This window comes from Emticicia agri, from assembly GCF_004168285.1.
Classification (GTDB): domain Bacteria; phylum Bacteroidota; class Bacteroidia; order Cytophagales; family Spirosomataceae; genus Emticicia; species Emticicia agri.
The window spans coordinates 52519-77789 of record NZ_SEWF01000004.1 but is presented as its reverse complement, the minus strand read 5'-3'; the positions used below and the strand labels follow the sequence as shown (position 1 = coordinate 77789).

At 39.5% G+C, this 25271-nt stretch carries 22 protein-coding genes; 21 read left to right on the top strand and 1 reads right to left on the bottom strand.

Annotated elements, in window-relative coordinates; genetic code table 11:
• From EWM59_RS03600 to EWM59_RS03580, 5 genes are all read left to right on the top strand, one after another.
• Positions 1-474, top strand: a complete 474-nt coding sequence (locus tag EWM59_RS03600) for a YdeI/OmpD-associated family protein (RefSeq protein WP_130019583.1) — start codon at positions 1-3, stop codon at positions 472-474.
• A complete protein-coding gene (locus EWM59_RS03595) occupies positions 471-827 on the top strand; it encodes a VOC family protein (RefSeq protein ID WP_130019582.1) in 357 nt (118 codons plus the stop codon). Before EWM59_RS03600 ends, EWM59_RS03595 begins: the two co-directional genes overlap by 4 nt.
• 122 nt (positions 828-949) lie before the next feature.
• The gene (locus EWM59_RS03590; protein ID WP_130019581.1) at positions 950-1627 is read left to right on the top strand and encodes a hypothetical protein; all 678 of its coding nucleotides are present in this window, start codon (positions 950-952) and stop codon (positions 1625-1627) included.
• A 236-nt stretch (positions 1628-1863) separates the two neighbouring features.
• On the top strand, positions 1864-2544 hold the full coding sequence (locus tag EWM59_RS03585; protein ID WP_130019580.1) for a hypothetical protein: 681 nt from the start codon (positions 1864-1866) through the stop codon (positions 2542-2544).
• A gap of 183 nt (positions 2545-2727) precedes the next feature.
• Positions 2728-3408, top strand: a complete 681-nt coding sequence (locus EWM59_RS03580) for a hypothetical protein (protein ID WP_130019579.1) — start codon at positions 2728-2730, stop codon at positions 3406-3408.
• 28 nt (positions 3409-3436) lie between these two features.
• On the opposite strand, the gene recQ is transcribed toward EWM59_RS03580, so the two are convergent.
• On the bottom strand, positions 3437-5578 hold the full coding sequence (gene recQ, locus EWM59_RS03575; RefSeq protein WP_130019578.1) for a DNA helicase RecQ: 2142 nt from the start codon (positions 5576-5578) through the stop codon (positions 3437-3439).
• 139 nt (positions 5579-5717) lie between these two features.
• Here recQ and EWM59_RS03570 point away from each other — a divergent pair, with 139 nt between their 5' ends.
• From EWM59_RS03570 to nuoD, 16 genes are all read left to right on the top strand, one after another.
• Positions 5718-7334 (top strand): M28 family peptidase, encoded by a 1617-nt coding sequence (locus EWM59_RS03570; protein ID WP_130019577.1) that lies wholly within the window; start codon positions 5718-5720, stop codon positions 7332-7334.
• Positions 7335-7705: 371 nt separating this feature from the next.
• Positions 7706-8533: a MotA/TolQ/ExbB proton channel family protein gene (locus tag EWM59_RS03565; RefSeq protein ID WP_130019576.1), complete on the top strand. Its 828-nt coding sequence runs from the start codon at positions 7706-7708 to the stop codon at positions 8531-8533.
• A gap of 55 nt (positions 8534-8588) precedes the next feature.
• Complete coding sequence (locus EWM59_RS03560; RefSeq protein WP_130019575.1) at positions 8589-9194, top strand: ExbD/TolR family protein; 606 nt, start codon at positions 8589-8591, stop codon at positions 9192-9194.
• 33 nt (positions 9195-9227) lie between these two features.
• Entirely contained in the window at positions 9228-9779 is a 552-nt protein-coding gene (locus tag EWM59_RS03555; RefSeq protein WP_130019574.1) for an ExbD/TolR family protein, read from the top strand.
• A 27-nt stretch (positions 9780-9806) separates the two neighbouring features.
• The gene (locus tag EWM59_RS03550; protein ID WP_130019573.1) at positions 9807-10634 is read left to right on the top strand and encodes an energy transducer TonB; all 828 of its coding nucleotides are present in this window, start codon (positions 9807-9809) and stop codon (positions 10632-10634) included.
• 2 nt (positions 10635-10636) lie between these two features.
• Positions 10637-10879: a hypothetical protein gene (locus EWM59_RS03545; protein WP_207219935.1), complete on the top strand. Its 243-nt coding sequence runs from the start codon at positions 10637-10639 to the stop codon at positions 10877-10879.
• Between the two features lie 149 nt (positions 10880-11028).
• Positions 11029-11919 carry a PstS family phosphate ABC transporter substrate-binding protein gene (locus EWM59_RS03540; protein ID WP_130019572.1) on the top strand — a complete coding sequence of 297 codons (891 nt, stop codon included), beginning with the start codon at positions 11029-11031 and terminating at the stop codon, positions 11917-11919.
• Positions 11920-12233: 314 nt separating this feature from the next.
• The gene (locus EWM59_RS03535; protein WP_130019571.1) at positions 12234-13901 is read left to right on the top strand and encodes a tetratricopeptide repeat protein; all 1668 of its coding nucleotides are present in this window, start codon (positions 12234-12236) and stop codon (positions 13899-13901) included.
• A gap of 181 nt (positions 13902-14082) precedes the next feature.
• Positions 14083-14661 carry an adenylate kinase gene (locus EWM59_RS03530; RefSeq protein WP_130019570.1) on the top strand — a complete coding sequence of 193 codons (579 nt, stop codon included), beginning with the start codon at positions 14083-14085 and terminating at the stop codon, positions 14659-14661.
• Between the two features lie 189 nt (positions 14662-14850).
• Complete coding sequence (gene obgE, locus EWM59_RS03525) at positions 14851-15846, top strand: GTPase ObgE (protein WP_130019569.1); 996 nt, start codon at positions 14851-14853, stop codon at positions 15844-15846.
• Between the two features lie 305 nt (positions 15847-16151).
• Positions 16152-18869 (top strand): sialate O-acetylesterase, encoded by a 2718-nt coding sequence (locus EWM59_RS03520; protein WP_130019568.1) that lies wholly within the window; start codon positions 16152-16154, stop codon positions 18867-18869.
• Between the two features lie 113 nt (positions 18870-18982).
• Positions 18983-21931, top strand: coding sequence for a T9SS type A sorting domain-containing protein (locus tag EWM59_RS03515; protein WP_130019567.1), 2949 nt, complete (start codon positions 18983-18985; stop codon positions 21929-21931).
• Positions 21932-22086: 155 nt separating this feature from the next.
• Positions 22087-22464, top strand: a complete 378-nt coding sequence (locus EWM59_RS03510; RefSeq protein WP_130019693.1) for an NADH-quinone oxidoreductase subunit A — start codon at positions 22087-22089, stop codon at positions 22462-22464.
• Positions 22465-22716: 252 nt separating this feature from the next.
• Positions 22717-23259, top strand: coding sequence for an NADH-quinone oxidoreductase subunit B (locus EWM59_RS03505; protein ID WP_130019566.1), 543 nt, complete (start codon positions 22717-22719; stop codon positions 23257-23259).
• 113 nt (positions 23260-23372) lie between these two features.
• Positions 23373-23873: an NADH-quinone oxidoreductase subunit C gene (locus EWM59_RS03500; RefSeq protein WP_130019565.1), complete on the top strand. Its 501-nt coding sequence runs from the start codon at positions 23373-23375 to the stop codon at positions 23871-23873.
• A 159-nt stretch (positions 23874-24032) separates the two neighbouring features.
• Positions 24033-25271, top strand: a complete 1239-nt coding sequence (gene nuoD / locus EWM59_RS03495; protein ID WP_130019564.1) for an NADH dehydrogenase (quinone) subunit D — start codon at positions 24033-24035, stop codon at positions 25269-25271.

The following is a 25271-nucleotide window of genomic DNA, read 5'->3' as shown; positions in this document are numbered from 1 at the left end:
ATGCCTCACCGATTCAAAGCAAAAATATACCAGACCGGAATCAATTGGGCTGTTGATGTACCGGAGGAAATCACGGCGCAATTGCTTAAACAAAAAGGTTATATCAAAATTAAAGGGAAGATAAATGGTTTTGATTTTACGCAAACTTTAGTGCCTGTCAAAAATGCCCCTTATCGGCTTTTTGTCAATTTCTTGATGATGAAAGGAGGGAAGACCGCTATGGGTGAGGTTGCTGAATTTATAATTGAACAGGATACCATAACTGAAGACAAACGTTATCCGATGCCGGATTTATTAGCAACTGCCTTGCAAGTAAATAATCTGGAGGCTGCATTTGACAGCCTGACGGCTTCCCGTAAAAAAGATATTCTGAAATACCTGTCTTATGTAAAAACAGAAGAAACCATGCAAAGAAATATAGCCAAACTGATAGCTCAACTGAAAGATAACGCCAAAGATGTGAGAATACCATGAAAGTTAAACTGATAGTGATTCGTACACAAGACCCCAAAAGATTAGCAGATTTTTATAGTCTTTTAGGCTTGTCATTCGGGTATCATAAACATGGTAAATCGCCCTATCACTATTCTGCTGATATTGATGGATTAATTTTTGAAATCTACCCATTGGCCAACAATCAGACCGAAACAGATAAATATGTAAGATTAGGGTTTGAATTAGATACGTTTGATGAAACAATAGAAGTATTAAGAAATCAAGGCTTTTTGCTGGCTGAACCAAATGAGACTGATTTTGGCCTCATAGCTATTGCTTCTGATTCTGATGGCAGGAAGATTGAACTCTATAAAAAAGCCGAAACTGCCTGAAGAAACTTTTCCTTTCGATTAAAAAAATCTACCATTTAATAGTGCCTTTTATCCTCTAATTGAGGAATTTTTGTGAATGGTTTTCTGGTGTCATAGTTTCGTTTCATCATTTAAACAATTTTATGAAACGAACAATCTTTACAATCTTTTTTATGGGCTGCCTCACAATCAGTTTTGCCCAATCGGTTACTATCGAGCCAAATACCATTCAATTACCACAGGTTTCTGCTAATCCTACCTGCGCCAGTTCAGAGAAAGGTAAAATGATTTATAATACTGTAACAAATAAAGTACTTTATTGTAATGGCACCAATTGGGTAAGCAACCAGGTAGAAGGAGAAACAAGTGTAATACCAGCTTTTCAGGTAAACAGTTTTTTAAGTAAAATTTTGACAAGCAATGAGTCAGAAGTTGAAATGTCTTCTAAAATCTATGATCTTACCAATAGCGTAACTCTTAAAAATGATGAAGATTTTCCCAACAGATTTACTGTGCCAACCAATGGAATTTATTCAATTAAGGTTTATGGAGATCTGGAGTTGACAAGTTATACACCTAAATCTACCACACGGGTATATTTATCGATTGTAAGAGAAGGAAATTTTGGTACCTATCATTATTCATCTGGTTTCCCAATTTATGCTAATGATAATTGGAAGCATTTACTGGCTGCAAAGGATTTTAATTTAGTGGCAGGAGAGCGAATTCTTGTAAAAGTACACGTATTTGATCCACCCGCAACCGGAACCCTAAGAATACATAAGGTATATTTTGAGGGTCATTTAATAGCCAAGCAATAAATTAACCATTTAAATAGGGTCTCTGTTAAACAGAATTGGCAGAAGACCTTATTTATGAAGTTTATTCAGTTTAGCCGGATAAAGTAAAATACTTCTGTATTTTCTTCAAATTAACTAATTCCACTCAACTCATTGTTCAATACCATTCACAAATAAATTCCTGCCAGTCAATGAGCCTTTTTTGTGGACGATTCTGAATTGACTTAGCTTCGTTTCATCAATTAAACCAAAATAGCATGAAACGTACATTTTTTACTTTAATTCTGATAATAGGTTTTTTCGCACAGAGTTTTGCCCAGTCAATCACATTAGAGCCTGATGGCTCACAATTGCCTCGTTTTGCCACTAACCCCGCTTGTACGGTGGCCGATAGAGGTAAACAGGTTTATAATACAGTTCAGAATAAAATTTATTATTGTAATGGAACATCGTGGATAAATTCTGAAACCGGTACGCCTTTTTCCCCTACGCCTGCATTCAGGGCTACCAATGGTTCAGGATTCTCATTAACCAACACTTTTCAAGCTGTTCCATTTACCTTTTTAACTTATGATTTAGCAGGTAATTTTAAACTGAATTATAGTCAGGATTTACCAAATACTTTTATTGCCCATGAAAATGGTGTTTATGAGTTTAAATTAAAGGCAAGAATTTCTTTAAATAGTTTTACTCCAGCCCCCTTAACCAAGATTACATTCGTAGTTTTTTCTGGCGATGAAGAAGGAGCAGGGGAAACGTATTATTTTACCACTCCGGTAACCACTCAATCTAACGGAGAAGATATTTCTCTGGGTATCAGCCTGAAACTGGTTACAGGGAGAATAGTTAAGTTTTCTGTTAAATATGATGGTGGAGGCTCAGGTACGCTATACCTGAATAGCGTAGTTGCAGATGGACATTTGGTAGCGAAATATTAAATTTGTTTATAGATAGGTTTGAGTTCAGTCTTTATTTAATGTTATAATAAGGACTGAATTTTTTATTATACTCTCGTTTTAAGCCGCTTTACATCAGAAAATCACGGTTTACCGTGATTGACTTTGAAATCTTTACCCTGTTTCTTTGAAAGAAAATTGAGCTATTTAAATCCTCAGACTTCTATGAAACAGATACTTTATATATTTTTTTTTATAATTTCTCTTACTCATACTTTCGGGCAGGCAGTTACCATACAACCCAATACTTTTCAACTACCCAAAGTAAGTACAAACCCTGCCTGTACGGTAGCAGATAAGGGTAAAGTAGTTTTTAACACTACTCAGAATAAAATACTCTATTGCAATGGCTCGGCATGGATAGACCCTGAAAGCGGAACAACCATGCGCACTACACCTGCTTTTTCGGCTGATGGCAACTCACAGGCAGTAAGGTCAGACCAATTCTACTCTGTCACTTTTAATTTTGAATTTTTTGATTTAAGTAATAATTTTAATCTCAATGATGCTGCCACTGATCCGAATAAATTTATTGCTCCTGATAATGGGATTTATGAAATTGATTTTAATACCAAGTTTGATATGTACTCATTTTCTCCAGCCGAGGATACGCAGATTGTTTTTAAACTTAGCGAGAGTATGCCAAATCAATACTACAGGAGTTATAGTTTTGTATTTCCTGTCAGAGATAACGCTCACGAACATGCTATACAATTTTCGAAAGTATTAAAACTGGCTCCAGGAGCGAGAGTGAGTGTAGAAATGAAATTAGAAAATCCTCCTACTTTTGGGACACTACGAATTGGTAGACCCTACTTTTCAGGGCATTTGGTATCCTGGTTATAAGTTGGTCTCATAAGTCAGATGCTTTGCTTTAGTTTCCTTCCCACATAGCCAGAGCAATTCTTAATTTACCGTAATCATACAAACCCTCCAATTCATCAAAAAGTGGTTTCAGGGCATCGCCTTTTTGCATGTTCAGCCGCATGGCAGTCGCTATTATCTGGTTATACTCATAGCTTGGTAGCAGGTCTTTCAGGTTAATATCGTTTCCTTCTTCTTTGAGCTTTATCAAATGGCTGATAATGGTTACAGGGCTCAGGTTTCTTCTCTGAGCAATTTCTTCTATGGCCAATCCTTTATTATAAAGGTCTAAAGTCTCAACATAAGTAAATCCTTTTACCACTCTGGTTTTGCCCGGTTCGGTATTTTCTCTGGCAAAGTCTAAAATCTCATTGATAAATCGCTCACCAAACTGTTTGAATTTCTGCTCACCCACACCAGATACCGCCAGCATCTGAATCTTGTTGATAGGTTTTTTCTGTGCCATGTCTGATAGCGTAGCATCAGAGAAAACCACAAAAGGAGGGAGGTTCAATTCATCAGCAATTTTCTTGCGTAGTATTCTCAGTTTATCAAACAAAGCATCTTTGATAACTTCTTTCTTCGATTTCTCTTTCGGAGCCGCCTCTTCCTGACGAGCTTTTTTTACTTCGTATGGCTCAAATTTAACCAACTCTACTTTTCTTTCACCTTTTAAAACTTGCCACGACAAAGTATTTAGTTTCAGCGAATGTCGTTCATCATAAGCAATATCTATAATCCCCGAGTTAAGCATCTGGGTAATATAATCAGCCCATTCTTCATAGCGTAGTTCTTTGCCTACGCCAAAAGTTTTCAGGGTGTGGTAATTATGCTCAAACACATTCCGGTTCTGCGCACCTCTCAATATATCTATCAGTAAACCCATAGCTACTTTTTCATCGGCACGGGCAATGGCCGATAAAGCCTTTTGCGCAAAAATAGTCGCCTCAAATTTTACTGGCGGATTCTGGCATACATCACAATTGCCGCAGTCGTTCTGGGCTTCTTCATTAAAATAACTCAGCAATACCCGTCGGCGGCAAATCTCTGTTTCGGCATATTGTTTCATGCGGTCGAGTTTAGCTAACTGCACCTCTTTCATTTCAGGGGGCAACTCCGACTTGTCAATCATGTCCTTACGGGTAACAATATCGGCAAAGCTATAAAACAGTAGCGTATCTGAGGGCAAACCATCACGTCCGGCTCTTCCTATTTCCTGATAAAAACTTTCTACATTTGAGGGTAAACTGTAATGCACTACAAAACGCACATTCGATTTGTCGATACCCATGCCAAAAGCAATAGTGGCTACTATTACCTGAATCTCATCTTTTATAAAAGCGTCCTGTACTTCCGAGCGGGTCTTGGCATCAATGCCTGCATGGTAGTGCATGGCTGCAATACCTAATTTTCGCAGCCCTTCGGCAACCTCTTCGGTATTCTTCCGGCTCAGACAATAAATAATGCCCGAATCTTTGGGACGTTGGGCTATGAACTGATGAATGATTTTTAAGCGATTTCGTCCCGGAGAAACCGCAAGTTTGAGATTAGGTCTATCAAACGATGAGATAAAAACTTTTGCATCGGGTACACCCAATTGCTTCAGAATGTCTTTTCTGGTTACCCTGTCGGCGGTAGCTGTAAGTGCTACCATAGGTATATCAGGAAACGCCTCTTTCAAGACATATAACTGCGTGTATTCAGGTCTGAAATCGTGCCCCCAGGTAGAAACGCAGTGCGATTCGTCAATCGCAATCAGCGAAATTTTTAGTGTTTTTATAAAGTCGAGATAATTCGGTGTCAGCAGTTTTTCAGGCGAGACATACAGCAGTTTCAATTCTCCGGTGCGGCATTGGGTTTCAATAGTTCTCTGCTCATTGGCCGATAAAGTACTGTTGATAAAAGCTGCCGGAATACCATTGGCCTGCAAGGCTTGCACCTGGTCTTTCATCAGCGCAATGAGAGGTGAGATAACCAGCGTAATACCTTCAAGCACCATCGCAGGCACTTGAAAACAGATGGATTTGCCGCCACCCGTAGGCATCAGCACGAGGCAGTCCTGCCTGTTTAAAATGGTATCTATTATATCAGATTGAAGTGGGCGGAATGTGTCGTAACCAAAGTATTTTTTAAGAACCTGTTCTTTCGTCATTCGTAGTTTAATGCAATTTTTAACAAAATAATAAATAATTCTCCTATCTCCATAAAATCCTTTTAATTTTACACAGAAGTTATCAGAGGATAATTCTGAGTAACTATGTTAGTATAACTCAACAAACCTAAAGTATCGTATGAAAAAAAGCTTCTTAGCCTTTGTTTTTTTTAGTTCCTGTTCTTTTGTTTATGCCCAGAGCAGTACTACTGCCGAAAAATTAAACCAATATGCTGCTACTATCTCTGCAGACAATCTTAAAAAAGACCTTACCTATATTGCTTCTGATGAACTCGAAGGCCGTGATACGGGTTCTGAAGGTCAGAGAAAAGCCGCTGATTTTATTGCTAAACGTTTTGCCGATTTAGGCTTACAACCGCTGGCATCTGATGGAAAAGGCGGTAAAGGCTATTTTCAGTTTTTTAACCTTTACAGAAAAGGCTGGAAAGATGCTTATATTAAAATAGGCAATAAGAAAAAAGAATTTTTCAAGGATTATTACCCTAACGGACTCACCAGTATCCCACAGGAAGAGTCATTGAAAGTTATTTTTGCAGGGTACGGTATCGAATCAGATACTTACAGCGACTATAAGGATATTGACGTAAAGGGTAAAGCAATAGTTATACTTGACGGTGAACCCAAAGATGCCTCGGGTAAATACTATATTACTAAAGAAGGTGGCAAATCTGACTGGGAAGAGAAAACCGGATTGCAGAAGAAAATGAACATAGCCCTGAATAAAGGCGCAAAAATGTTTTTTGTAGTAACTGATTCAGACGAATCGCAGTTCAAGACTTTAGCGGCTGAAAGAAAAGCCGTGCTGTCACGTTTCAACCGTATGTCGTTCAATGAAGCTGCCAGTCCTGAGCAGGCTACTTCTAACCCGACTTTTTATATTTCGAAAGAAATGGCTGCCGAAATGCTTTCGACAAAGCCTAAGAAATTTAATAAACTGGTGAGTAAAATTTCTGCTACAGGTAAAAGTACCGCAGGAAGTGCGAAAGAGTCAACCGTTTCTGTAAAAGCCGAGAGGGGAGAAGTGCCTGTAGAAACCCAGAATGTTTTAGGTTTTTTAGAAGGAACCGACAAAAAAGAAGAAGTAATATTGATTACTGCTCATTATGACCACGTTGGTATTCAGAACGGACAGATTCATAATGGCGCAGATGATGATGGCTCGGGAACATGTGCGGTATTAGAATTAGCGAGAGCTTTTGCACAAGCTAAAAAAGAGGGCAACGGACCACGCAGAAGCATTTTGTTTATGACCGTAACCGGAGAAGAAAAGGGCTTATTAGGCTCGCAATACTATGCCGACAAAGCGCCTATCATTCCATTAGACAAAACGGTTTGCGACCTGAATATTGACATGATTGGCCGGATTGACAAAGAACATGCCCCTAAAGAAGATTATGTGTATCTGATAGGTTCTGACAAATTATCTTCTGAATTACATAAAATAAGCGAAGAAGCAAACAATAATTCGGTGAAATTTCAGTTAGATTATACATACAATGATCCTAAAGACCCTAATCGTTTTTATTATCGTTCAGATCATTACAACTTCGCAAAACATAAAATACCTGTTATCTTCTACTTTACAGGAGTACATGCCGACTACCATCGTCCGGGCGACGATGTGGAAAAAATCCTTTTCCCTAAGTACAGGCAGATAACTCAATTAGTGTTTCATACAGCGTGGGAGGTGGCAAATCGGGAAGAAAGAATCAAGGTTGACAGCAATAAGCCTTGATTATGCGTATTTATTGAAAAAAAACGCACTTTTTTTGAAGAAGTGTTTATGAACGAAGTTTTTAGTTATAGATAACAAAGCTGATTATTTAACTATCTGATAATGAAAAAGTTATGTTTTCAGACCTGACATTAAAAATAAATAAAGAATCTTAAAAAAGTCCAAAAGAAAAATCTGTAAACAAAAAATTATCAGGTCTCTTATTTTTTGTTTCGCCGATTTTGCTTAAACTTGTCCCACGATTGAAAAGAATACTTAACAGGTTTTAGCAAAATTTTCTTTTACTAATATTCTTTCTTTTAAAATTTTCACTTTTATTTACCAAAAAATTCATTTTTTCATTTTTTAAAACCCTAAAATTTTCAAAGCTAATGGAAAAAAAGACTACAGCCCCAGCAGCAAAACCAGCAGCCCCTAAGTCTTCAAGTGGTGGATTGAATCCAGCGTTCGTTATCCCAATTTTACTCGTTATCGGTTTTTGTTTATGGTACTTCATCTTAGGAGACCCTTCAAACTTCTCTGACCCTGAAACTAAACACAAACCAACTACTGCTATGGGTATAGTTTATTCAGGTGGTATCATTGTACCTATCCTATTAACATTCATGCTTTCAGTATTAGTTTTCTCTATTGAGCGTTTCATTACTATCAACAAAGCTTCTGGAACAGGTGATTTAGATGCTTTTGTACGTAAAGTACGTTCATTAGTTGACTCAAACAACATTGCTGATGCGATTAAAGAATGTGACAAACAAAAAGGTTCGGTAGGTAACGTTACCAAAACTGCTCTTGAAAAGTACAGACAATTAGCCGGAGACGACACAATGGCTAAAGACCAGAAATTGGTTGCTTTACAAAAAGAAGTAGAAGAAGCTACCACCTTAGAACTTCCAATGCTTGAGAAAAACCTTACTATTCTTTCAACACTTGCATCAGTATCAACCCTTGTAGCCCTGTTAGGAACTGTAATCGGTATGATTCGTTCATTCTTTGCGCTTGGTTCTGGTGGTGGTGCCCCTGACGCATCTGCGCTTGCAACTGGTATTGCTGAGGCCTTGATTAACACAGCCTTAGGTATCGGTACATCAGCAATCGCTATTATCATGTATAACTTGTTTACCTCAAAAATAGATACGCTTACTTACAAAATTGACGAAATCGGAATGAGCCTTCAGCAAAACTTCGCTGCTCATCACTAAGATAAAGCAGTAAAGTAAATAGTTTGTTTAAACATTTAAACTTTCAAACAAAGCTATGGCAGCACCGAAACCAGCCAGAAAAAGTCCATCAATGGATATGACTGCGATGTGTGACGTTGCGTTCCTACTTCTTACATTCTTCATCATGACTACCCAGTTCAAAAGTCAGGAGTCTGTAACAGTAGATACGCCTTCATCAATCTCAGAAATTAAAGTTGACGACAAAGATGTGGCTACAATTACCATTGACAAAGACGGCAAATATTATTTTGGCGTTACGAATCCGCTTGACAGATACACACTTATTCAGAAAATGAATGAAAAGTATGGTGCGGGACTTTCAGATGCAGATCAGAAAAACTTTACGAAATTAGCTGAAACTGGTGTTTCAATTACTTCGTTAAAACAATATCTGGCATTATCTGAAGCTCAGAAAGGACAAGTGAAAATTCAGGGTATCCCGAATGACAGTACCAAAAGCGAATTGGTTGACTGGGTTAAAACTTATTTGACCGACATCAACAAAAAAGCGAAACTGGCTGTTCGTGGTGATGTGCAAACACAATATCCTGCAATTAAAAAGTTGTTTGCTGAATTAGGAAAAAATGAAATCAACAAATTTCAGTTGATTACTGATTCAGAAAACAAAGAAGATAAGTAATATTCATTGAACCCTTAAATTACCAGATAAAAAATGGCTGAAATACAGGAGTCCGGTGGTGGTGGTAAGAAAGGTGGCGGTAAGGTCCGGTCCAAGAAAGCAGGTGGTAAACCTGATATGACACCAATGGTGGACTTGGGCTTCTTGCTTATCACTTTCTTTATGTACACCACGACGTTCGGCAAGCCCAACATGATGAAGTTGAACATGCCTGATAAACCAAACCCTGATGATCCACCACCACCAGAAGTAAAGGTAACCAATACCATTACTGTTCTGATGGGTAAAGATGACAGAGTATTTTGGTATCAGAAACCTCTTCCAGAGCTAACAATTGCTGATATAAACGAAACAGACTACTCACCAGAAGGTATCAGAAAATCTGTGTTAGTAAAAAAAGCAAATGCACTTGATATAAGCAAGTTTACAGTAATCATTAAACCAAGTGATGAAGCAAACTGGAAGAATACAGTAGATATTCTGGATGAAATGGCAATTACAAAGTCTGACCGCTATGCAATTGTTGATTTAACCCCGAAAGAAAAGGAACTGCTTGACCAAAAGCTGGCGGCTCCCAAACAATAAGTAATCTAAGGAAAAACAAACAAAAAAATGGAAGCAAAAAATGCTAAAAACATCACCTTAGATGAAATCGTATTCGAAGGACGTAACAAGGACTACGGTGCATATTCATTAAGGAAAAATTACTCAAAATACCTTACCAGAGCTGCTCTGATAGGTATCGGGTTATTTGGTGGAGCATTACTGGCAGCCTGGAGTTTCAATAAATTCGGCGGTAATAAAGAAGAAGATCTTCAAAGCGTTGAAATTGACCTCTCTAAGTTGAAGGAAGAACAACCGGAAGAAAAGAAACCGGATATTCCTCCTCCGCCGCCAGAACCGGAACCACCAAAGCCGGAAGTAGCTCAGATTAAATTCATTCCGCCAGAACCAAAAGCTGACGAAGAAGTGAAGAACGAAGAACCGCCACCAAAAGTGGAAGAGGTTGAAAATAAAGTTATCTCGAACGTAACCAAAGAAGGTATCGAAACTGAAGAAGTAGCTGCGGCTCCTCCTCCGGTGGAAGCACCTAAACCAGCAGAGATTGAACAACCAAAAGAAGACGAAATCTTTACAACGGTTGAGCAAAACCCTGAGTTCCCGGGTGGTATCAAGGAAATGTATGCTTACATTGGTAAAAACCTTAAATACCCATCAGCGGCACAACGTGCAAACGTATCAGGAAAAGTATTTGCCAAATTCGTTGTTGAAAAAGATGGCCGAATCGGTGATGTTCAGATTCTGAAAGGAATTGGTTTCGGTTGCGACGAAGAAGCGCAACGTGTAATTAAGTCGATGCCAAAATGGAATCCGGGTAAACAAAATGGTCGTAGCGTTCGTGTATTCTTCACGATGCCGATCAATTTCCAACTTGAGTAATAATGGCAACACGACGTAATTCATCAGATAAGCAGCGTCAGGTATTTCAAAGAGTCCTGCAATTATCTATGGGTTTATTCGCCTTGGTATATATTGTATTAGGATACTTTGTAATCAAATTGAAATGGTTGATGGTGCCTCTCTCTGATACACTTGCCTATGCTATGGGTGCATTGCTCATTGTCTATGGTATTTTCAGAGGTTACAGAGCCTATCTTTCAATCAAGGATACGATGAATGACTGATTTTATTTTTTCGATACAAACATGCCACTTTGTAACACAGGGTGGCATGTTTTTTAATTTTTTTTTAATATTATACTGAATCACTTGACTTTATCGTTTACTAATACCTATTTTTACATTGTTCAAATTAAACTTAACCAATAACTACCATGAGAAAATTCATTCTCTTGATAACTTGTGCTTTGCTTTTTTTTAAATGTTCCAAGCCAGACAAGCCCGATTTACCCAATGACGGCGAGATAACGATTGCAGCCGACGAATCACTAAAACCTATTGTTGACGCTCAGGTAATGGCCTATAATGCGCATTATCCTAAAGCTATTTTGCACGTAAAATATATGCCCGAGCAAAAAGCAATGGCATTGTTGATGCAAGACTCGGTAGATGTGGCCATAGGCACACGTGAGGCAACAGATAACGAAAAAGCCATTTTCACCTCTCGAAAAATAGCTTATCTGCCTGCAAAAATGGCGTTGGATGGCGTAGCACTGATAACTAATCTGAGTAATCCGTTAGAGAATATTTCTTTAGGTGAACTAAAAGAAATATTTGACGGAAAATCGTATACAGATTATAAACTGGTTTTTGATAACAGTAATTCAAGTAACCTGAATTACATGATTCAGAAACTAAACATAAAGGATTTGAAAAAGGCTAATATTTTTGCTGCCGATGGTAATAAAGATGTAATTGATTATATCGAGAAGAATCCGAAAGCCATAGGAATGATTGGCGGTAACTGGATTAGTGATTTAGATGACCAGAACAGTCGTACTTTTATCAGCAGAGTAAAAGTTTTAGGCGTTTCAGCAGCCGGGCAAAAGGCCTATTATAAGCCTACTACCGAGGCACTAAGAGCAAGAAAATATCCTTTAGAAAGAAGGGTGTATTTACATACGATGGACCACTACGGCCTCACAAAAGCGTTTATCCGTTTTTGTTGTGCCCAGATAGGTCAGTTAGTGGTAGAGAAGTCCGGATTGATTCCTTATTTCATCTATGAAAAGGGGGTAATCATCAACACTGAACAACCAAAATAGGATAATATGGCAGAGAAATAGAACAATACAAGCAAAATATTTGTTCTACTGATTTGACCCTTGAAAAACGAGCATTAACAATTGATTAATAAACCTCAGATAAAAGATTTTGTCTTAATCAGTAAAAGCAAAAGATTTAAAAAGTTTATACCAATAACAACAAATTTTTTTCTGTTTAAGATACATTTTTTAACTTTGCTTAATTTTTTTTTAATACAAGAATTGTAAACCTAACTTTCAGAGTGAAAATGAACAAGATTTTGAGATCTTTGTCAGTATCAGCGGTGGCGGTGCTGGCGTTGACGTTCCACACTATGGCACAAACAGTGCAGGATGGATTGAGAAATTTGGATGCCGAGCGTTACAACGCTGCTGGTACAGTTTTCAATCAATTAGTAACTTCTGCACCAACAGAAGAGAATTATTTCTATCAGGGCTATTATTATCTGAACCTGCCTGAGCCGGATTTAGCTAAAGCAAAAGAGGCTTTCACGAAAGGTTCTACAGTAGATAAAAAACCTGACCCACTCAATCGTGTTGGTTTAGCAGCAGTAAAGTTACTATCGGGAGATAAAGCAGGCGCAAAAGCAGATTTTGATTTAATTAAAAAAGATACTAAAAATAAAAATCCTGAAGTATTATTCAGAATCGGCGAAGCCTATGCAATCTCGGAAGACCCGAAACTGAACGACCCTGCAGAAGCAGTATTGAATATTCAGGCTGGTTTAGATGTATTAAAAGTGAAGAACAATCCTGATTACTACATTGCTTTGGCAAAGGCCTATTTATGGAAAAACGATGGCGGTGGTGCGATGACTGCCCTTGAAAATGCCTTAAATATGGGACAAAAGGCCGCTGTTATCCGTACTTTAATGGGTAGAGTATGGCTGCAAGGTAAAAACTATCAAAAAGCTCAGGTAGAGTTAAATGAGGCAATTAAGGCTGATGCAGAACATGCACCTGCTTATTATTACCTGAGTGTTTTGTTTCAGATTTTTGGTAAATATGATTTAGCAGCTAAAAATGCAAAATTATATTTGGAGAAAAGCGAACCAACAGATGCCGCTAAATTGAGATATGTAAAATTAGCCTTTACTTCTAAAGACTATGATGGCGCTACACAGGTTTTGAATACAATTTTCGACAAAATTCAAGACCCGGTTAAATTCCGTTTAAGAGGTTATACACAAGTAGAAAAAGGGGAGTGCGCTGAAGGTGTGAAAAATGTGCAGGAGTTTTTGAAACAAGCACCACAAGACCGTCATTTAGCTACTGACTATGGTACTATTGGCCGTGGTTATATCTGTATCAAAGACGATGCAAACAAAGCCGCTAACGATTCGATTGGTATTACTTATATGGAGAAAGCCATGGAAATGGGCGATACCCTGACTAACTATACAAACGATATCGTAAATGTTTATAAAGCAGCTAAAAGATGGGATAAACTGGCGGTTGTATATGAAAAATCGATTGAAAAAGAAGGCACTAAAGCCGATGGTGCAGATTACTATAACTTGTCAGACGCCTATATCCGTACCAAAGATTATGTAAAAGCAGATTCAGCTTTATCTAAAACAATTGTATTGTATAAAGATACCTGGTTGACTCCATACATTCTGAAAGCACGTGTAAAACAATATGCGAATCCGAACGATTCGACCTTTATGGCGGCTCCGATTTATGAAAAATATATCTCTTTAGTACCAGAGGCTGAAAAGTCGAAAGACCTTACCAAGAAATACCTGGCTGAAGCCTACGGTTATTTAGGAATTAAAGCTTTATTGTTGGATAAAGACACAGCTAAAGCAAAAGAATACATGAACATGGTATTGACTTTTGACCCGGCTAACCAACAAGCATTGAAAGTATTGGAAAGCATCAACGGAACAGGAACGGGTACTACACCTACACCCAATGGTACAGCAACTCCTCCGGCCAACAACAATCCTTCGGGAAGTAGCGGTGGCCCTAAAGGTTGATAAAACCTTGATGGGTTTAAATATAAAAACAGCCTGATTCAGTCAGAATCAGGCTGTTTTTTTTACCATTAGATAAATTATTTGCCTCGGAATCGTACAAATTATAAATTTTGATTTTATTTTTGCCGACCTGCTCATATCAGAATGCTATGAGAGAAGGAATTGACCTATCATTTTACTTATGTTTAATCTTGTAATATTTGGACCTCCAGGTGCCGGAAAGGGTACTCAATCAGCTAAAATTATTGATAAATACAAATTGGCTCATATTTCTACAGGCGATATGTTCAGAATGCATATCAGTCAGGATACCGAGTTAGGGAAACGTGTAAAACAAATCCTTGCCGATGGTTTATTGGTTCCTGATTCGATTACGATAGATATGCTGGAAGAAGAAGTACAGAGAAACCCCGATGTGAGCGGCTTTATTTTTGATGGATTCCCACGTACCGTAAATCAGGCAGAAGCCCTGGATACTTTTTTAGAAGGTAAAGGAGAAAAAATAGACCTGGTTTTACAATTAGACGTAACAGAGGCAGAAATCAAAGACCGTATTGCTGAAAGAAAAAAAGTAAGCGGCAGAGCCGATGATGATGAAGATAAGCTATTAAAACGCATAGATGAGTATTTCAGCAAGACTATTCATGTATTACCATTTTACCAGAATCAGGGAAAAGTGGTAAAAGTAAATGGCATTGGACAGATTGATTTAATATTCGGCACGATTTGTGAAGCAATAGATAATGCAAAGGTAGATTAGTTATTGAGTGATTTAGTGAATATGTGATTGAGTGATTATTCATGTTTACTAATAATTCGCTTATATAAATAATAATCAATCGACAATCTAAAATAGCTCTAAATAAGTGTAATTATAAATTTTGTAGAGGGCGATAAGGATAATAATCACTCATTCACTCAATCGCTCATTCACTCAATTCAAAAGCTTATGACAAGCAATTTTATAGATTATGTAAAAATAAATTGCCGTTCGGGCAATGGTGGGGCTGGGTCAAAGCATTTTCGTAGAGAAAAACACGTACCGAATGGCGGGCCTGATGGTGGTGATGGCGGTAGGGGAGGCCATGTGATACTGAAAGGGAATTCGCAACACTGGACACTTCTGCACCTGAAATACCGCAAGCACATTAAAGCGCAGCACGGTGTAGCTGGAGAAGGCGGAAGAAGAGCGGGCGCACAAGGCCATGACGAGATTATAGAAGTACCGCTTGGCACCGTAGCGAGAGATGCCGAAACAGGCGAAATCATTGGTGAGGTAACACAAGACGGAGAAAAAATAGTTTTATTATCGGGCGGAAGAGGTGGTTTAGGTAACTACCATTTCAGAAACTCAACCAATCAGGCACCTGAATATGCTCAACCCGGCGAAGAAGGAGAAGAAGCCTGGATAATTTTAGAATTAAAAGTATTGGCAGACGTGGGGCTTGTGGGCTTCCCGAATGCCGGCAAATCAACACTATTATCGGTTGTTTCGGCGGCAAAGCCTGAAATTGCCGATTACCCTTTTACCACTCTTACGCCTAATCTGGGCGTAGTGGCCTATCGTGATTATAAGTCTTTTGTAATGGCCGATATACCGGGTATTATTGAAGGTGCATCTGAAGGAAAAGGCCTTGGACTACGTTTTCTTAGGCATATCGAACGAAACTCAATACTGCTGTTTCTGGTTTCTGCCGATAGTGAAAATCCTGCAAAGGAATACAAAACCCTGCTCAAAGAATTAAAACAGTACAACCCGGAACTGCTCGATAAAAAGAGAATTTTAGGTATTTCGAAATGTGATTTGGTTGACGAGAAGCAAATCGCAAAAATTAAAAAGAAAATTCCACAGGATTTACCTTTTCTGTTCTTCTCTTCCTATGCAAATCAGGGAATAGACGAATTGAAGGATTTAATCTGGGAAAATATTCATGCGGCTAACTGATAAATAACATTATCAGGGGCAAAGGAGTTTAATAGCAAAAGGCTATTAGCAGAAATTTTCCTTCAATGACAGATTAATAAAATTTAATCTGAAGCGTGAATTAAAATAATTAATTTCGGAATAACTAAAGATAGCGCATTCCATGCCGGATATGCCTTGCCATTATGCGTATGTGTAATGGATATATATGTTATTGATTTATTTGTAGTACGATGTGACTGATAAATAAGCAAAAATGGAAAAGTATATTTTATTCCACAACACTAACTATTGATTGAGTGAACCTTTACTATTTAACTAAGACCATGAAGAAAATACTTGTGGGCTTATTCCTCTTGGCAAATTCAAGTGTTTTTGCACAGCTCATGATTACTTTCCCGATGAATCGTGCTGTTTTTCAGCGAAATAACTCGGGCGGCGGTGTTATTCCTATTGCCGGAACTTTCCAGACAAGAGTTGACAGAGTAGATGCGCGGCTGATCTCAATCAAAGGCGGCTCATCTGTTGACTGGATACCCATTGCTGTTAATCCGAATTTTGGCAGTTTCTCCGGTGGTATTTATGTAACCGGAGGTTGGTACAAGTTAGAGGTAAGAGCCATTCGTGATAATAATATAATTCAAACAGTTTCTTTAGAGAAAGTGGGGTTAGGCGAAGTGTTTCTTATTGCCGGCCAGTCTAATGCCCAGGGCTACGAAGGCCGGGGTAATCCTCCGGCACTTGACGACAGAGTAAATGTCATTACAAATTTCTACTCTTTTGGTCAGATTAACGACGTCCCTTTTCCGGTAGTGGGGCATCTTGACGAAAATATTAAACTGGCTCCATTAGGGAATGGTTCCTGGTGTTGGGGCAAATTAGGTGATTTACTGGCTGCAAAGTTAGATGTGCCCATCATGTTTTTTAATGCGGCTTTTGAGGCGCTTGGCGTAGAAGAATGGAGTAAAAGCGCAGATGGCGAAAGTGGCCGGGATTTTTATTCAGGCAATTATGCAAGGCCGGGCTATCCGTTCGAAAACATCAGGAAATCGATGCACCATTATTCCAATATGTTTGGGGTACGGGCTATTTTATGGCATCAGGGCGAAACCGATAATGACAAAGGAACCAGCTTTGATGTGTATAAAAATGCCTTGCAGTATGTAATTCAAAGAAGCAGAAACGATAGTGGGCGAGATATAAGCTGGATGGTAAGTAAAGTTTCACGCACTCGCAGAGGCACTTCTCAGACAATTGTTGAAGCTCAAAGAGCCGTTATCAGAGAATATCCCAATGTATTTAATGGCCCCGATACCGATGATATTCTGCATCGTTCAGATGGGGTACATTTTGAAAGTTTCAGTTTAATTCAATTAGCTGAAGCCTGGAGCGATAAACTCAATCAGGATTTCTTTATCAGGTCTAACCCGATTCCGGCCTCTACTCCCTTATCTTTTCAGATGTATTGCAGCCCTGATAACGCAGGTGCGCCTTTGTCAGTTTTTATGCCTGAGGGCTTTAAAGAGTATCGCTGGACAAATGGTTTTGGAGATTTAAACAGCAGTTCAATTATTCAGATAAAAAACGGGTTTTTAAGAGGGAAAGCCATTGATTATCTTGGAAATGTGTATTATACCGCAGGCGTGAACTATACAGGTGAGGTAATACCCGAAAAACCTTTTCTGACTGCCGAAAGTGCCACCGATTTTTGTCAGGGTGGAAGCGTTCGGCTAACCTCTTCTACCGACCAGGAAATATCATGGAGCACAGGCGAGGGCGGAAAATCAATTGTAGTTTCTCAGCCTGGTTATTATGCAGTAAACAAGCATAATTATTTAGGGTGTTTCAATACCTCTAATGGGGTTAATGTAACAGTTTATCCCAATCCGGAGGCCAAAATTGTGGCCGAAGGCCCTACTGTTTTTTGTCAGGATAAATCAGTAAATCTCCGCTCTACCAATCAGTCAGGCAACTTATGGAATACCGGACAAAGCAACCAGAGCATTACGGTTGACCGGACAGGAGAATTTTTTCTGAAAGTAAAAAATGAGTTTGGTTGTGAGAGTACCTCAGAGAAAGTAATAGTAACGGTGAATCCTAAGCCTCAGAAACCAAGAGTAACAGCCGACGGACCGATAGTTTTCTGTGCTGATACCAGTGTACATATCGCCTCTGATGTAACCAGTGAAATTGTGTGGAACACCGGACAAACCGACCCTCGGTTGAGAATCACTAATAGTGGTGATTTCTTTGTAACGGCTACCAATCAGTTTGGTTGTCAGGAAATATCCAATTCAATTACCATTAAAGTAAATCCGATTCCTGCAAAACCGACCATTACACCAAGCGGCCCGACTATCTTCTGTCTGGGCGATAGTGTTACCTTATCGGCTACCCAAAGTACAGGATATATCTGGAATAACAACCGCACATCGCAGAGCTTCAATGTAGGGTTGTCAGGTGTATTTTCAGTAAAGATTCGGGATCAGAATGGATGTATCTCACCTGTTTCTGACGAAGTAAGTGTTGATGTAAAAGATAATCCGATTGGTCTTACTATTTTGCAGTCAGGCCCTTATACCCTTGAAGCCGTAACCACCGGGATATTCGACTCAAAATTTGAGTGGTATAAAGAAGGTGTGAAAATACCTAAAGAAGAGGCCATTATTAAAGCCAAAGAGGCCGGAACCTATACGCTCAGAGGTTCTATTTACTATGTATTGAAAGATGGCAATTCAATCAGGTGCTATTCAAAACTTTCAGAGCCACACATTTTCGTGATTGACCCATCAGACAACGGTGCCAGAATATTTCCTAATCCGGCTATAGATGACGAGGTGAATATTGAAACCCTTGAAGACCTTGAAGAGGTACAGATAACTTTCTACGATATGAAGGGGGCAATTGTGAGAGAATATACTGTTTATAAGTTTGATTCGAGGAAAACGCTGAAGCTACAAAACCTACCGATGGGTAAATACATTGTTACTTTGCGTAACAAAGATTATCATGTACTTAAACGGGTTTTTGTTGAACAAAAATAATTTTCTTGCCATTAAATAAAATTTTCATACTATTATCAGCCTTACCTTGTTGTTAATGATTGAGGGCATTTGTAAATTTGTTTCTCCATGCAATAATTTTAACCTCGGTAAGTATGCGTACAAAAAAATGGTTGGTAATGGTGTTGAGTATTATTGCTTTCAATACATACTCACAGATACAAATTACCTTCCCTGTTTCGCGAATGGTTTTTCAGCGAAATAATGATAACCATGCTAATGTAAATATCACTGGCAGTTATTTTCAGCAATTAGACCGTATTGACGCCCGAGCATTTCCGGTATACCCTGGCCAGGGCAATGAAGTCGGCTGGACTACCATTCAGGATTTCCTGACTACTGGTATCTTCAATGGCTTTCTTCATTTAAGTGGTGGCTGGTATAATATCGAAGTAAGAGGAGTGTTGAACGGGCAGGTGGTAACCTCAAGTGTGCTTGAAAGAGTGGGGGTTGGCGAGGTATTTATTGTGGCCGGGCAATCTAATGCACAAGGCGATCCCAGCTATGCAGGGGGTGCCATTGGTGCCAATGATGACCGTGTTTCTACCATTAATTATTATAATGCCGCACTCAACGAAAACCAGTTGCCTTTCCAGTTTTCGCATATGGGCAACTTCTCCAGTATTGCACCTTATAATTATGTTCCGTGGTTCTGGGGGCGTTTAGGCGATAAACTGGCGCAAAGATACAATGTTCCGGTATTGTTTTATGGGGCAGCATTAGGGGGCATCGGCGTTAGTGCCTGGCAGCGTTCATCAAACGGAGAAGATTTACGGAAAGAATTACCCTCTTTTATTGCAGTGCCGGGTATGCCTTACAGGGCCTTAAAAGCAGCTTTGCAACACTATGTAACCCGTACAGGTGTGAGAGCCGTACTCTGGCAACAGGGCGAAAGCGACGATAATACCTCTTCTAATGCGTATTTCAATAACCTGAAAATAGTAATCGAACAAACCCGTAACGACTCAGGCAAAGGAGATCTGGCATGGGTAGTTGCCCGTTCTTCACGAAATCCTCAACCACATCAGAATGTAATTGATGGGCAGAATATTACGATTGATAATGTGCATAATGTTTTCAGAGGGCCCAATACCGATGAAATAGTAGGGGCTAATTTCAGGGCTGATGGGGTTCACTTTCATAATGAAGGCTTAAACCGGGCGGCTGAATACTGGGATGCTGCTTTAAACGATGGCTTTTTTTCAAGCTCTCAACCATTAGAGTCGAGGGGATTGGTAAATGTCAGCCTTTCTTGTAATCCGGCCAATCCAAATAACAAATTTACTATACAGGTAAATGGCGATTACAGAAGTTTTAACTGGAGTAATAGCAGTACAGACCGTTCAATTACTGTAAATAATGGTAGCTATACAGTCAGAACTACTGATTGGTCAGGTAATACGTTGTATTCACAGCCTATTCCAATCTCACCCAACAACCCGATAGTTAATCCTTCTATTAATATAAGCGGACCTACCACTTTCTGCGATGGTGGAAGTGTGGTGTTATCTTCGAGCGAAACAGGTGGCAATGTCTGGAACAATGGTGAGCGAGGGCAGACCATTGTTGCCCGAACCTCCGGCTCTTTTGTGCTTACCAATTACAGCCTGAATGGTTGTCCGTCGGTCTCAAGTGCGGTCAATGTCAATGTGAATCCTTTACCCCGTAATAGCATTATTGCTACCAAAGATTTACCTATCTGTCCTGACGATAGTGTATCTCTGGTAACAAACAATTTTGATGATAAAATCAGTTATGAATGGAGTACAAGCTCGAACGGACAAAAAATTGTTGTAAGAAATGCCGGAACTTATAGCTTGAAACTGAGAGACCAGAATGGCTGTGAATCTACGAGTTTTATAGATATAGCCCTTCGGAACCGTCCGGTTACCAGTATAGTACCTGATGGACCTACTGTTTTTTGTCTGGGCAAGAGCGTGAACCTGAGAGCAAATGACGATTTTAGTGGTTATTTCTGGAGCAACGGAATCAGCACTAAATCGAACAATATTAATCAAAGCGGAGAGTATTCTTTGACAGTAAAAGACGGTTTTGGCTGTTTTTCTCTTCCGGTTTCCCAGCGTGTAACGGTTAATCCATTACCTACTGTTGAAATAGCCGCCACCGGATTAGAGCAGTTCTGTCCCGGTAATGTAGTAAACCTTGAAGCAGCGTCTAACGAGAACTTTGTGTATATGTGGAGCACCGGAGCTGCCTCTAAAGCGGTAACTATTGCCAATCCGGGTTTATATACTTTAAGAGTCAGAGATGTCAACGGTTGTGAATCGACCGCCGATTCCATCAGTCTCAGTTTCATCCCACCGCCATCGGTTTCTATTTCAACTATTGATAATATCAACACTATCTGCGATGGGCTTAGTGTAACGCTTAACGGGAGCAATGCCGTGAGTTATGCCTGGAGTACAGGTGCTACCTCAAAAGACATTGTTGTGCAACAGGCTGGTAATTATACACTTAAAATAAGAGACGATAAAAACTGTGAATCTGACCCTGTGTCTTTTCAGGTATTTGTAAAAGATACGCCACCTGCACCCACTTTAGAAAAAGATGGGGCTTATCAGGTAGTGGCAGTTCCGGCTACCACCATTCCCGGTCATTTCTTTAACTGGAAATTAGATGAAACGGCACTAACTGATACAACCGCTATTCTGAAAGTGCCACGTCAAGGTAATTTTGCGGTGCGAACCGCTTTAAGATACAATAATACCAATAATGGTTCTCTGGTTTGTTTCTCCCCATTCTCACAGTTACTCAACTTCCTGATTCCTGAAAATGACAATGGATTGCGGGTATATCCGAATCCGAACCCAACTGGATTATTTACCATAGAGACTTTTGGCGATAATCCGAATGCCAGAATAGATGTATTTAATATGCGTGGTGCCAATGTTTTTTCGGGTACACTGGCCGAACTCAAAGAGAAACGGGAATTGAATCTCAAGTCGCTTGAACCCGGTATGTATATCATCCGGCTTACAAGCGGGGAATTTAGAGCAACACAAAAACTTTTCATAAAATTCTGAATGGGTTGAATATTCAACCCTTTTTTATTTTGTTTCTAAACTTTACTTAGTAATTTTGACACGCAATTTATTTGCAACTAAACGAAGCATTTTATTGTTAGTAATAGAGGGAATAAATGCCTGAAAACTCTCTGTTGCTGATTACTATTACAGTTATTATGAAAGAATACTTGCCTTCTGATTTTCTCCCGATTCTGGTGCAGTTAATCGCTGCTATTGGTTTTATCATCTTTACAATGATTGTTACCCATTCAATCGGGCCTAAAAGACACAGTGTAAAAAAAGATGACCCTTTTGAGTGTGGTATTGAGGCGCAGGGAGACGCCAGAACACCGATTTCGATCAAATACTTTCTGATAGCTATTTTGTTTGTGCTTTTTGATGTAGAGATTATCTTTATGTATCCGTGGGCAGTAAACTTTATGAAATTGGGATGGTTTGGTTTTGTTGAAATGATAGTCTTCCTGGCATTGCTGATGTCCGGCTTTTACTACATCATTAAGAAAGGTGTACTAAGCTGGGAAAAGGAATAAGCATCCGTCGGATTAGTACAATCCGACAATTTTGTTTTATGAGAATTGAGTGAATTAGTGATTAAATAATTTATCGCTGATTTGTTTTTTCAAGTTAATTTACAAAGTTAAGAGACTTAAAAAACTCTAATCACTCAATCACTAATCACTCAATCACCGAGCGACGGTCGCTCAATATTTCTTACAGATTTCTAAAAATTGTTTAGGCTTAAAAAAAGTTTTAGGTCTTTCAGACAAGTACAGATAACACATATGAGTTCAGTAAAAATGGTGGAAGCACCGGAAGGGTTAGAAGGAGCAGGCTTCTTCGCTACTTCATTAGATAAAGTTATTGGTATGGCACGTAGCTATTCGCTATGGCCTTTGCCATTTGCCACTTCGTGTTGTGGGATTGAGTTTATGGCAACCATGGGGTCGCACTACGACATCTCACGTTTTGGCTCAGAAAGACCAAGTTTCTCCCCTCGTCAGGCCGACCTGCTGATGGTAATGGGCACCATTGCCAAAAAAATGGGTCCGGTTGTCAAACAGGTATATCTGCAAATGGCAGAGCCTCGTTGGGTAATAGCCGTAGGTGCGTGCGCTTCAAGTGGTGGAATTTTTGATACCTATTCTGTATTACAGGGTATCGACCGCATTATTCCGGTTGATGTATATGTGCCGGGCTGTCCGCCACGTCCTGAGCAGATTCTTGACGGACTGATGCAGATTCAGGAATTAGCCAAAAACGAATCGCTCCGTAGAAGAAACACCCCTGAGTATTCAGCTTTATTAGAATCATATAATATTCAGTAAAAAATTTAGTGAATGAGCGGTCCGCCGCTGCGGTGATTTAGTGATTGAAATTGTAAGTAAAATAATCACTAAATCGCTAAATCACTCAACAGAACTATCACTAAACAGAATCCATGTTAAGTAATCAACAAATAGCAGAAGATATATTAGCTCATTTTGGTGAGAATGTTAAGAATTTCGAAGAACCATATGAGTTGCTTACCTTTACTACCAATCGTCAGAACATCATCAATCTGCTGGTATATCTTCATAAGCACGAAACTTTCCGTTTCCGTTTTCTTACAGATATTTGTGGTATCCACTTGCCCGATAATGCCGGCGAAGAATTTGGCGTAATTTATCATTTGCACAGTCTGGAAAACAATAAGCGTGTGCGTATCAAGGTTTTCCTTTCGGCTGATGACATTCATATTCCAACGGCTACCACGCTCTATGCCACTGCCAACTGGCTGGAAAGAGAAACCTATGATTTTTATGGTATTATCTTCGACGGTCATCCAAATCTGAAACGCATTCTGAATATTGAAGAGATGGACTACTTCCCGATGAGAAAAGAATATCCACTGGAAGATGCCACCCGTAATGACAAGATTGACGCGCTTTTCGGAAGATAGTATCACGGATTGCTAATCCGTGAAGCGTAATACGGATTGTCAATCCGTCTTTTATATGGAGTTAAAGTGGAAAATATGTATCATTCGATACTTAGCAATAAATTTGACAATTAGCATAACGATACCAAACTATTCGAGGTTAATTGAAAATAGTACACAATGGCAGAAGAACTGATTATCCCTAAAAACACCACTGATGCATTGGCCTTGAACAGGCCTATTGTTGAAGACACAGAATATACTACCCTTAATCTGGGGCCTACTCACCCCGCAACACATGGGATCTTCCAGAATGTGTTGAAAATGGACGGCGAAAAAATCGTGTCAGGCGAACAAACTGTCGGATACATTCACCGTGCCTTTGAGAAAATCGCCGAACGTCGTCCTTTCTATCAGATTACTACCCTTACCGACCGTATGAACTACTGTTCGTCGCCTATCAACAATATGGGCTGGCACATGACCGTAGAAAAACTGTTGGGCGTAACTGTACCTAAGCGTGCGCAGTATATCAGGGTAATTATGATGGAACTGGCACGTATTGCTGACCACCTGATTTGTAACTCCATTCTCGGTGTGGACACAGGAGCTTATTCAGGCTTCCTGTACCTGTTTCAGGAAAGAGAAAAAATATACGAAATCTACGAAGAGATGTGCGGTGCCCGTCTGACTACGAACATGGGTCGTATCGGGGGTATGGAGCGTGATTTATCACCAACTGCACTCAAAAAAATCAAGCAGGCTGTTTATCATGATCTGCCCAAAGCCTTGGCTGAATTTGAAAAACTCTTCAACAGAAACAGAATATTTATCGATAGAGTAGTAAATGTAGGGCCTATTATGGCAGAACGTGCCTTGGAATACGGTTTTACAGGCCCCAATCTACGTGCGGCAGGTGTTGACTACGATGTGCGTGTAATGGAGCCTTACTCATCATACGAAGATTTTGACTTTGATATTCCGGTTGGCCACAATGGCGATACTTATGACCGTTTCATGGTGAGAAACCAGGAAATGTGGGAGAGTATCAAAATCATTAAACAGGCGATTGAAAACCTGCCCGAAGGCCCGTACTATGCCAATGAAGACCATTACTATTTACCGCCTAAACAGGCAGTATATAGCAATATGGAAGCTCTTATCTATCACTTCAAGATTGTGATGGGTGAAATTGATGCTCCCGTAGGAGAGGTCTATCATGCAGTAGAAGGGGGCAACGGCGAATTAGGTTTTTATCTGGTAAGCGATGGTGGTCGTGCTCCGTATCGTTTACACTTCCGTCGTCCTTGTTTTATTTATTATCAGGCTTACCCTGAAATGTGTAAAGGTGTTGCCATTTCAGATGCCATCGCAATTATGAGTAGCCTCAATGTAATTGCCGGAGAATTAGATGCCTAA

Bases quoted from the DNA above. Each gene is read 5' to 3' on its own strand.
- EWM59_RS03590 (WP_130019581.1), top strand. From the start codon at position 950: ATGAAACGAACAATCTTTACAATCTTTTTTATGGGCTGCCTCACAATC.
- EWM59_RS03550 (WP_130019573.1), top strand. From the start codon at position 9,807: ATGGAAGCAAAAAATGCTAAAAACATCACCTTAGATGAAATCGTATTC.
- obgE (WP_130019569.1), top strand. From the start codon at position 14,851: ATGACAAGCAATTTTATAGATTATGTAAAAATAAATTGCCGTTCGGGC.
- EWM59_RS03515 (WP_130019567.1), top strand. From the start codon at position 18,983: ATGCGTACAAAAAAATGGTTGGTAATGGTGTTGAGTATTATTGCTTTC.
- nuoD (WP_130019564.1), top strand. From the start codon at position 24,033: ATGGCAGAAGAACTGATTATCCCTAAAAACACCACTGATGCATTGGCC.
- EWM59_RS03500 (WP_130019565.1), top strand. From the start codon at position 23,373: ATGTTAAGTAATCAACAAATAGCAGAAGATATATTAGCTCATTTTGGT.
- EWM59_RS03530 (WP_130019570.1), top strand. From the start codon at position 14,083: ATGTTTAATCTTGTAATATTTGGACCTCCAGGTGCCGGAAAGGGTACT.
- EWM59_RS03595 (WP_130019582.1), top strand. From the start codon at position 471: ATGAAAGTTAAACTGATAGTGATTCGTACACAAGACCCCAAAAGATTA.
- EWM59_RS03600 (WP_130019583.1), top strand. From the start codon at position 1: ATGCCTCACCGATTCAAAGCAAAAATATACCAGACCGGAATCAATTGG.
- EWM59_RS03535 (WP_130019571.1), top strand. From the start codon at position 12,234: ATGGCACAAACAGTGCAGGATGGATTGAGAAATTTGGATGCCGAGCGT.
- EWM59_RS03555 (WP_130019574.1), top strand. From the start codon at position 9,228: ATGGCTGAAATACAGGAGTCCGGTGGTGGTGGTAAGAAAGGTGGCGGT.
- recQ (WP_130019578.1), bottom strand. From the start codon at position 5,578: ATGACGAAAGAACAGGTTCTTAAAAAATACTTTGGTTACGACACATTC.
- EWM59_RS03570 (WP_130019577.1), top strand. From the start codon at position 5,718: ATGAAAAAAAGCTTCTTAGCCTTTGTTTTTTTTAGTTCCTGTTCTTTT.
- EWM59_RS03520 (WP_130019568.1), top strand. From the start codon at position 16,152: ATGAAGAAAATACTTGTGGGCTTATTCCTCTTGGCAAATTCAAGTGTT.
- EWM59_RS03545 (WP_207219935.1), top strand. From the start codon at position 10,637: ATGGCAACACGACGTAATTCATCAGATAAGCAGCGTCAGGTATTTCAA.
- EWM59_RS03560 (WP_130019575.1), top strand. From the start codon at position 8,589: ATGGCAGCACCGAAACCAGCCAGAAAAAGTCCATCAATGGATATGACT.
- EWM59_RS03505 (WP_130019566.1), top strand. From the start codon at position 22,717: ATGAGTTCAGTAAAAATGGTGGAAGCACCGGAAGGGTTAGAAGGAGCA.
- EWM59_RS03580 (WP_130019579.1), top strand. From the start codon at position 2,728: ATGAAACAGATACTTTATATATTTTTTTTTATAATTTCTCTTACTCAT.
- EWM59_RS03565 (WP_130019576.1), top strand. From the start codon at position 7,706: ATGGAAAAAAAGACTACAGCCCCAGCAGCAAAACCAGCAGCCCCTAAG.
- EWM59_RS03540 (WP_130019572.1), top strand. From the start codon at position 11,029: ATGAGAAAATTCATTCTCTTGATAACTTGTGCTTTGCTTTTTTTTAAA.
- EWM59_RS03585 (WP_130019580.1), top strand. From the start codon at position 1,864: ATGAAACGTACATTTTTTACTTTAATTCTGATAATAGGTTTTTTCGCA.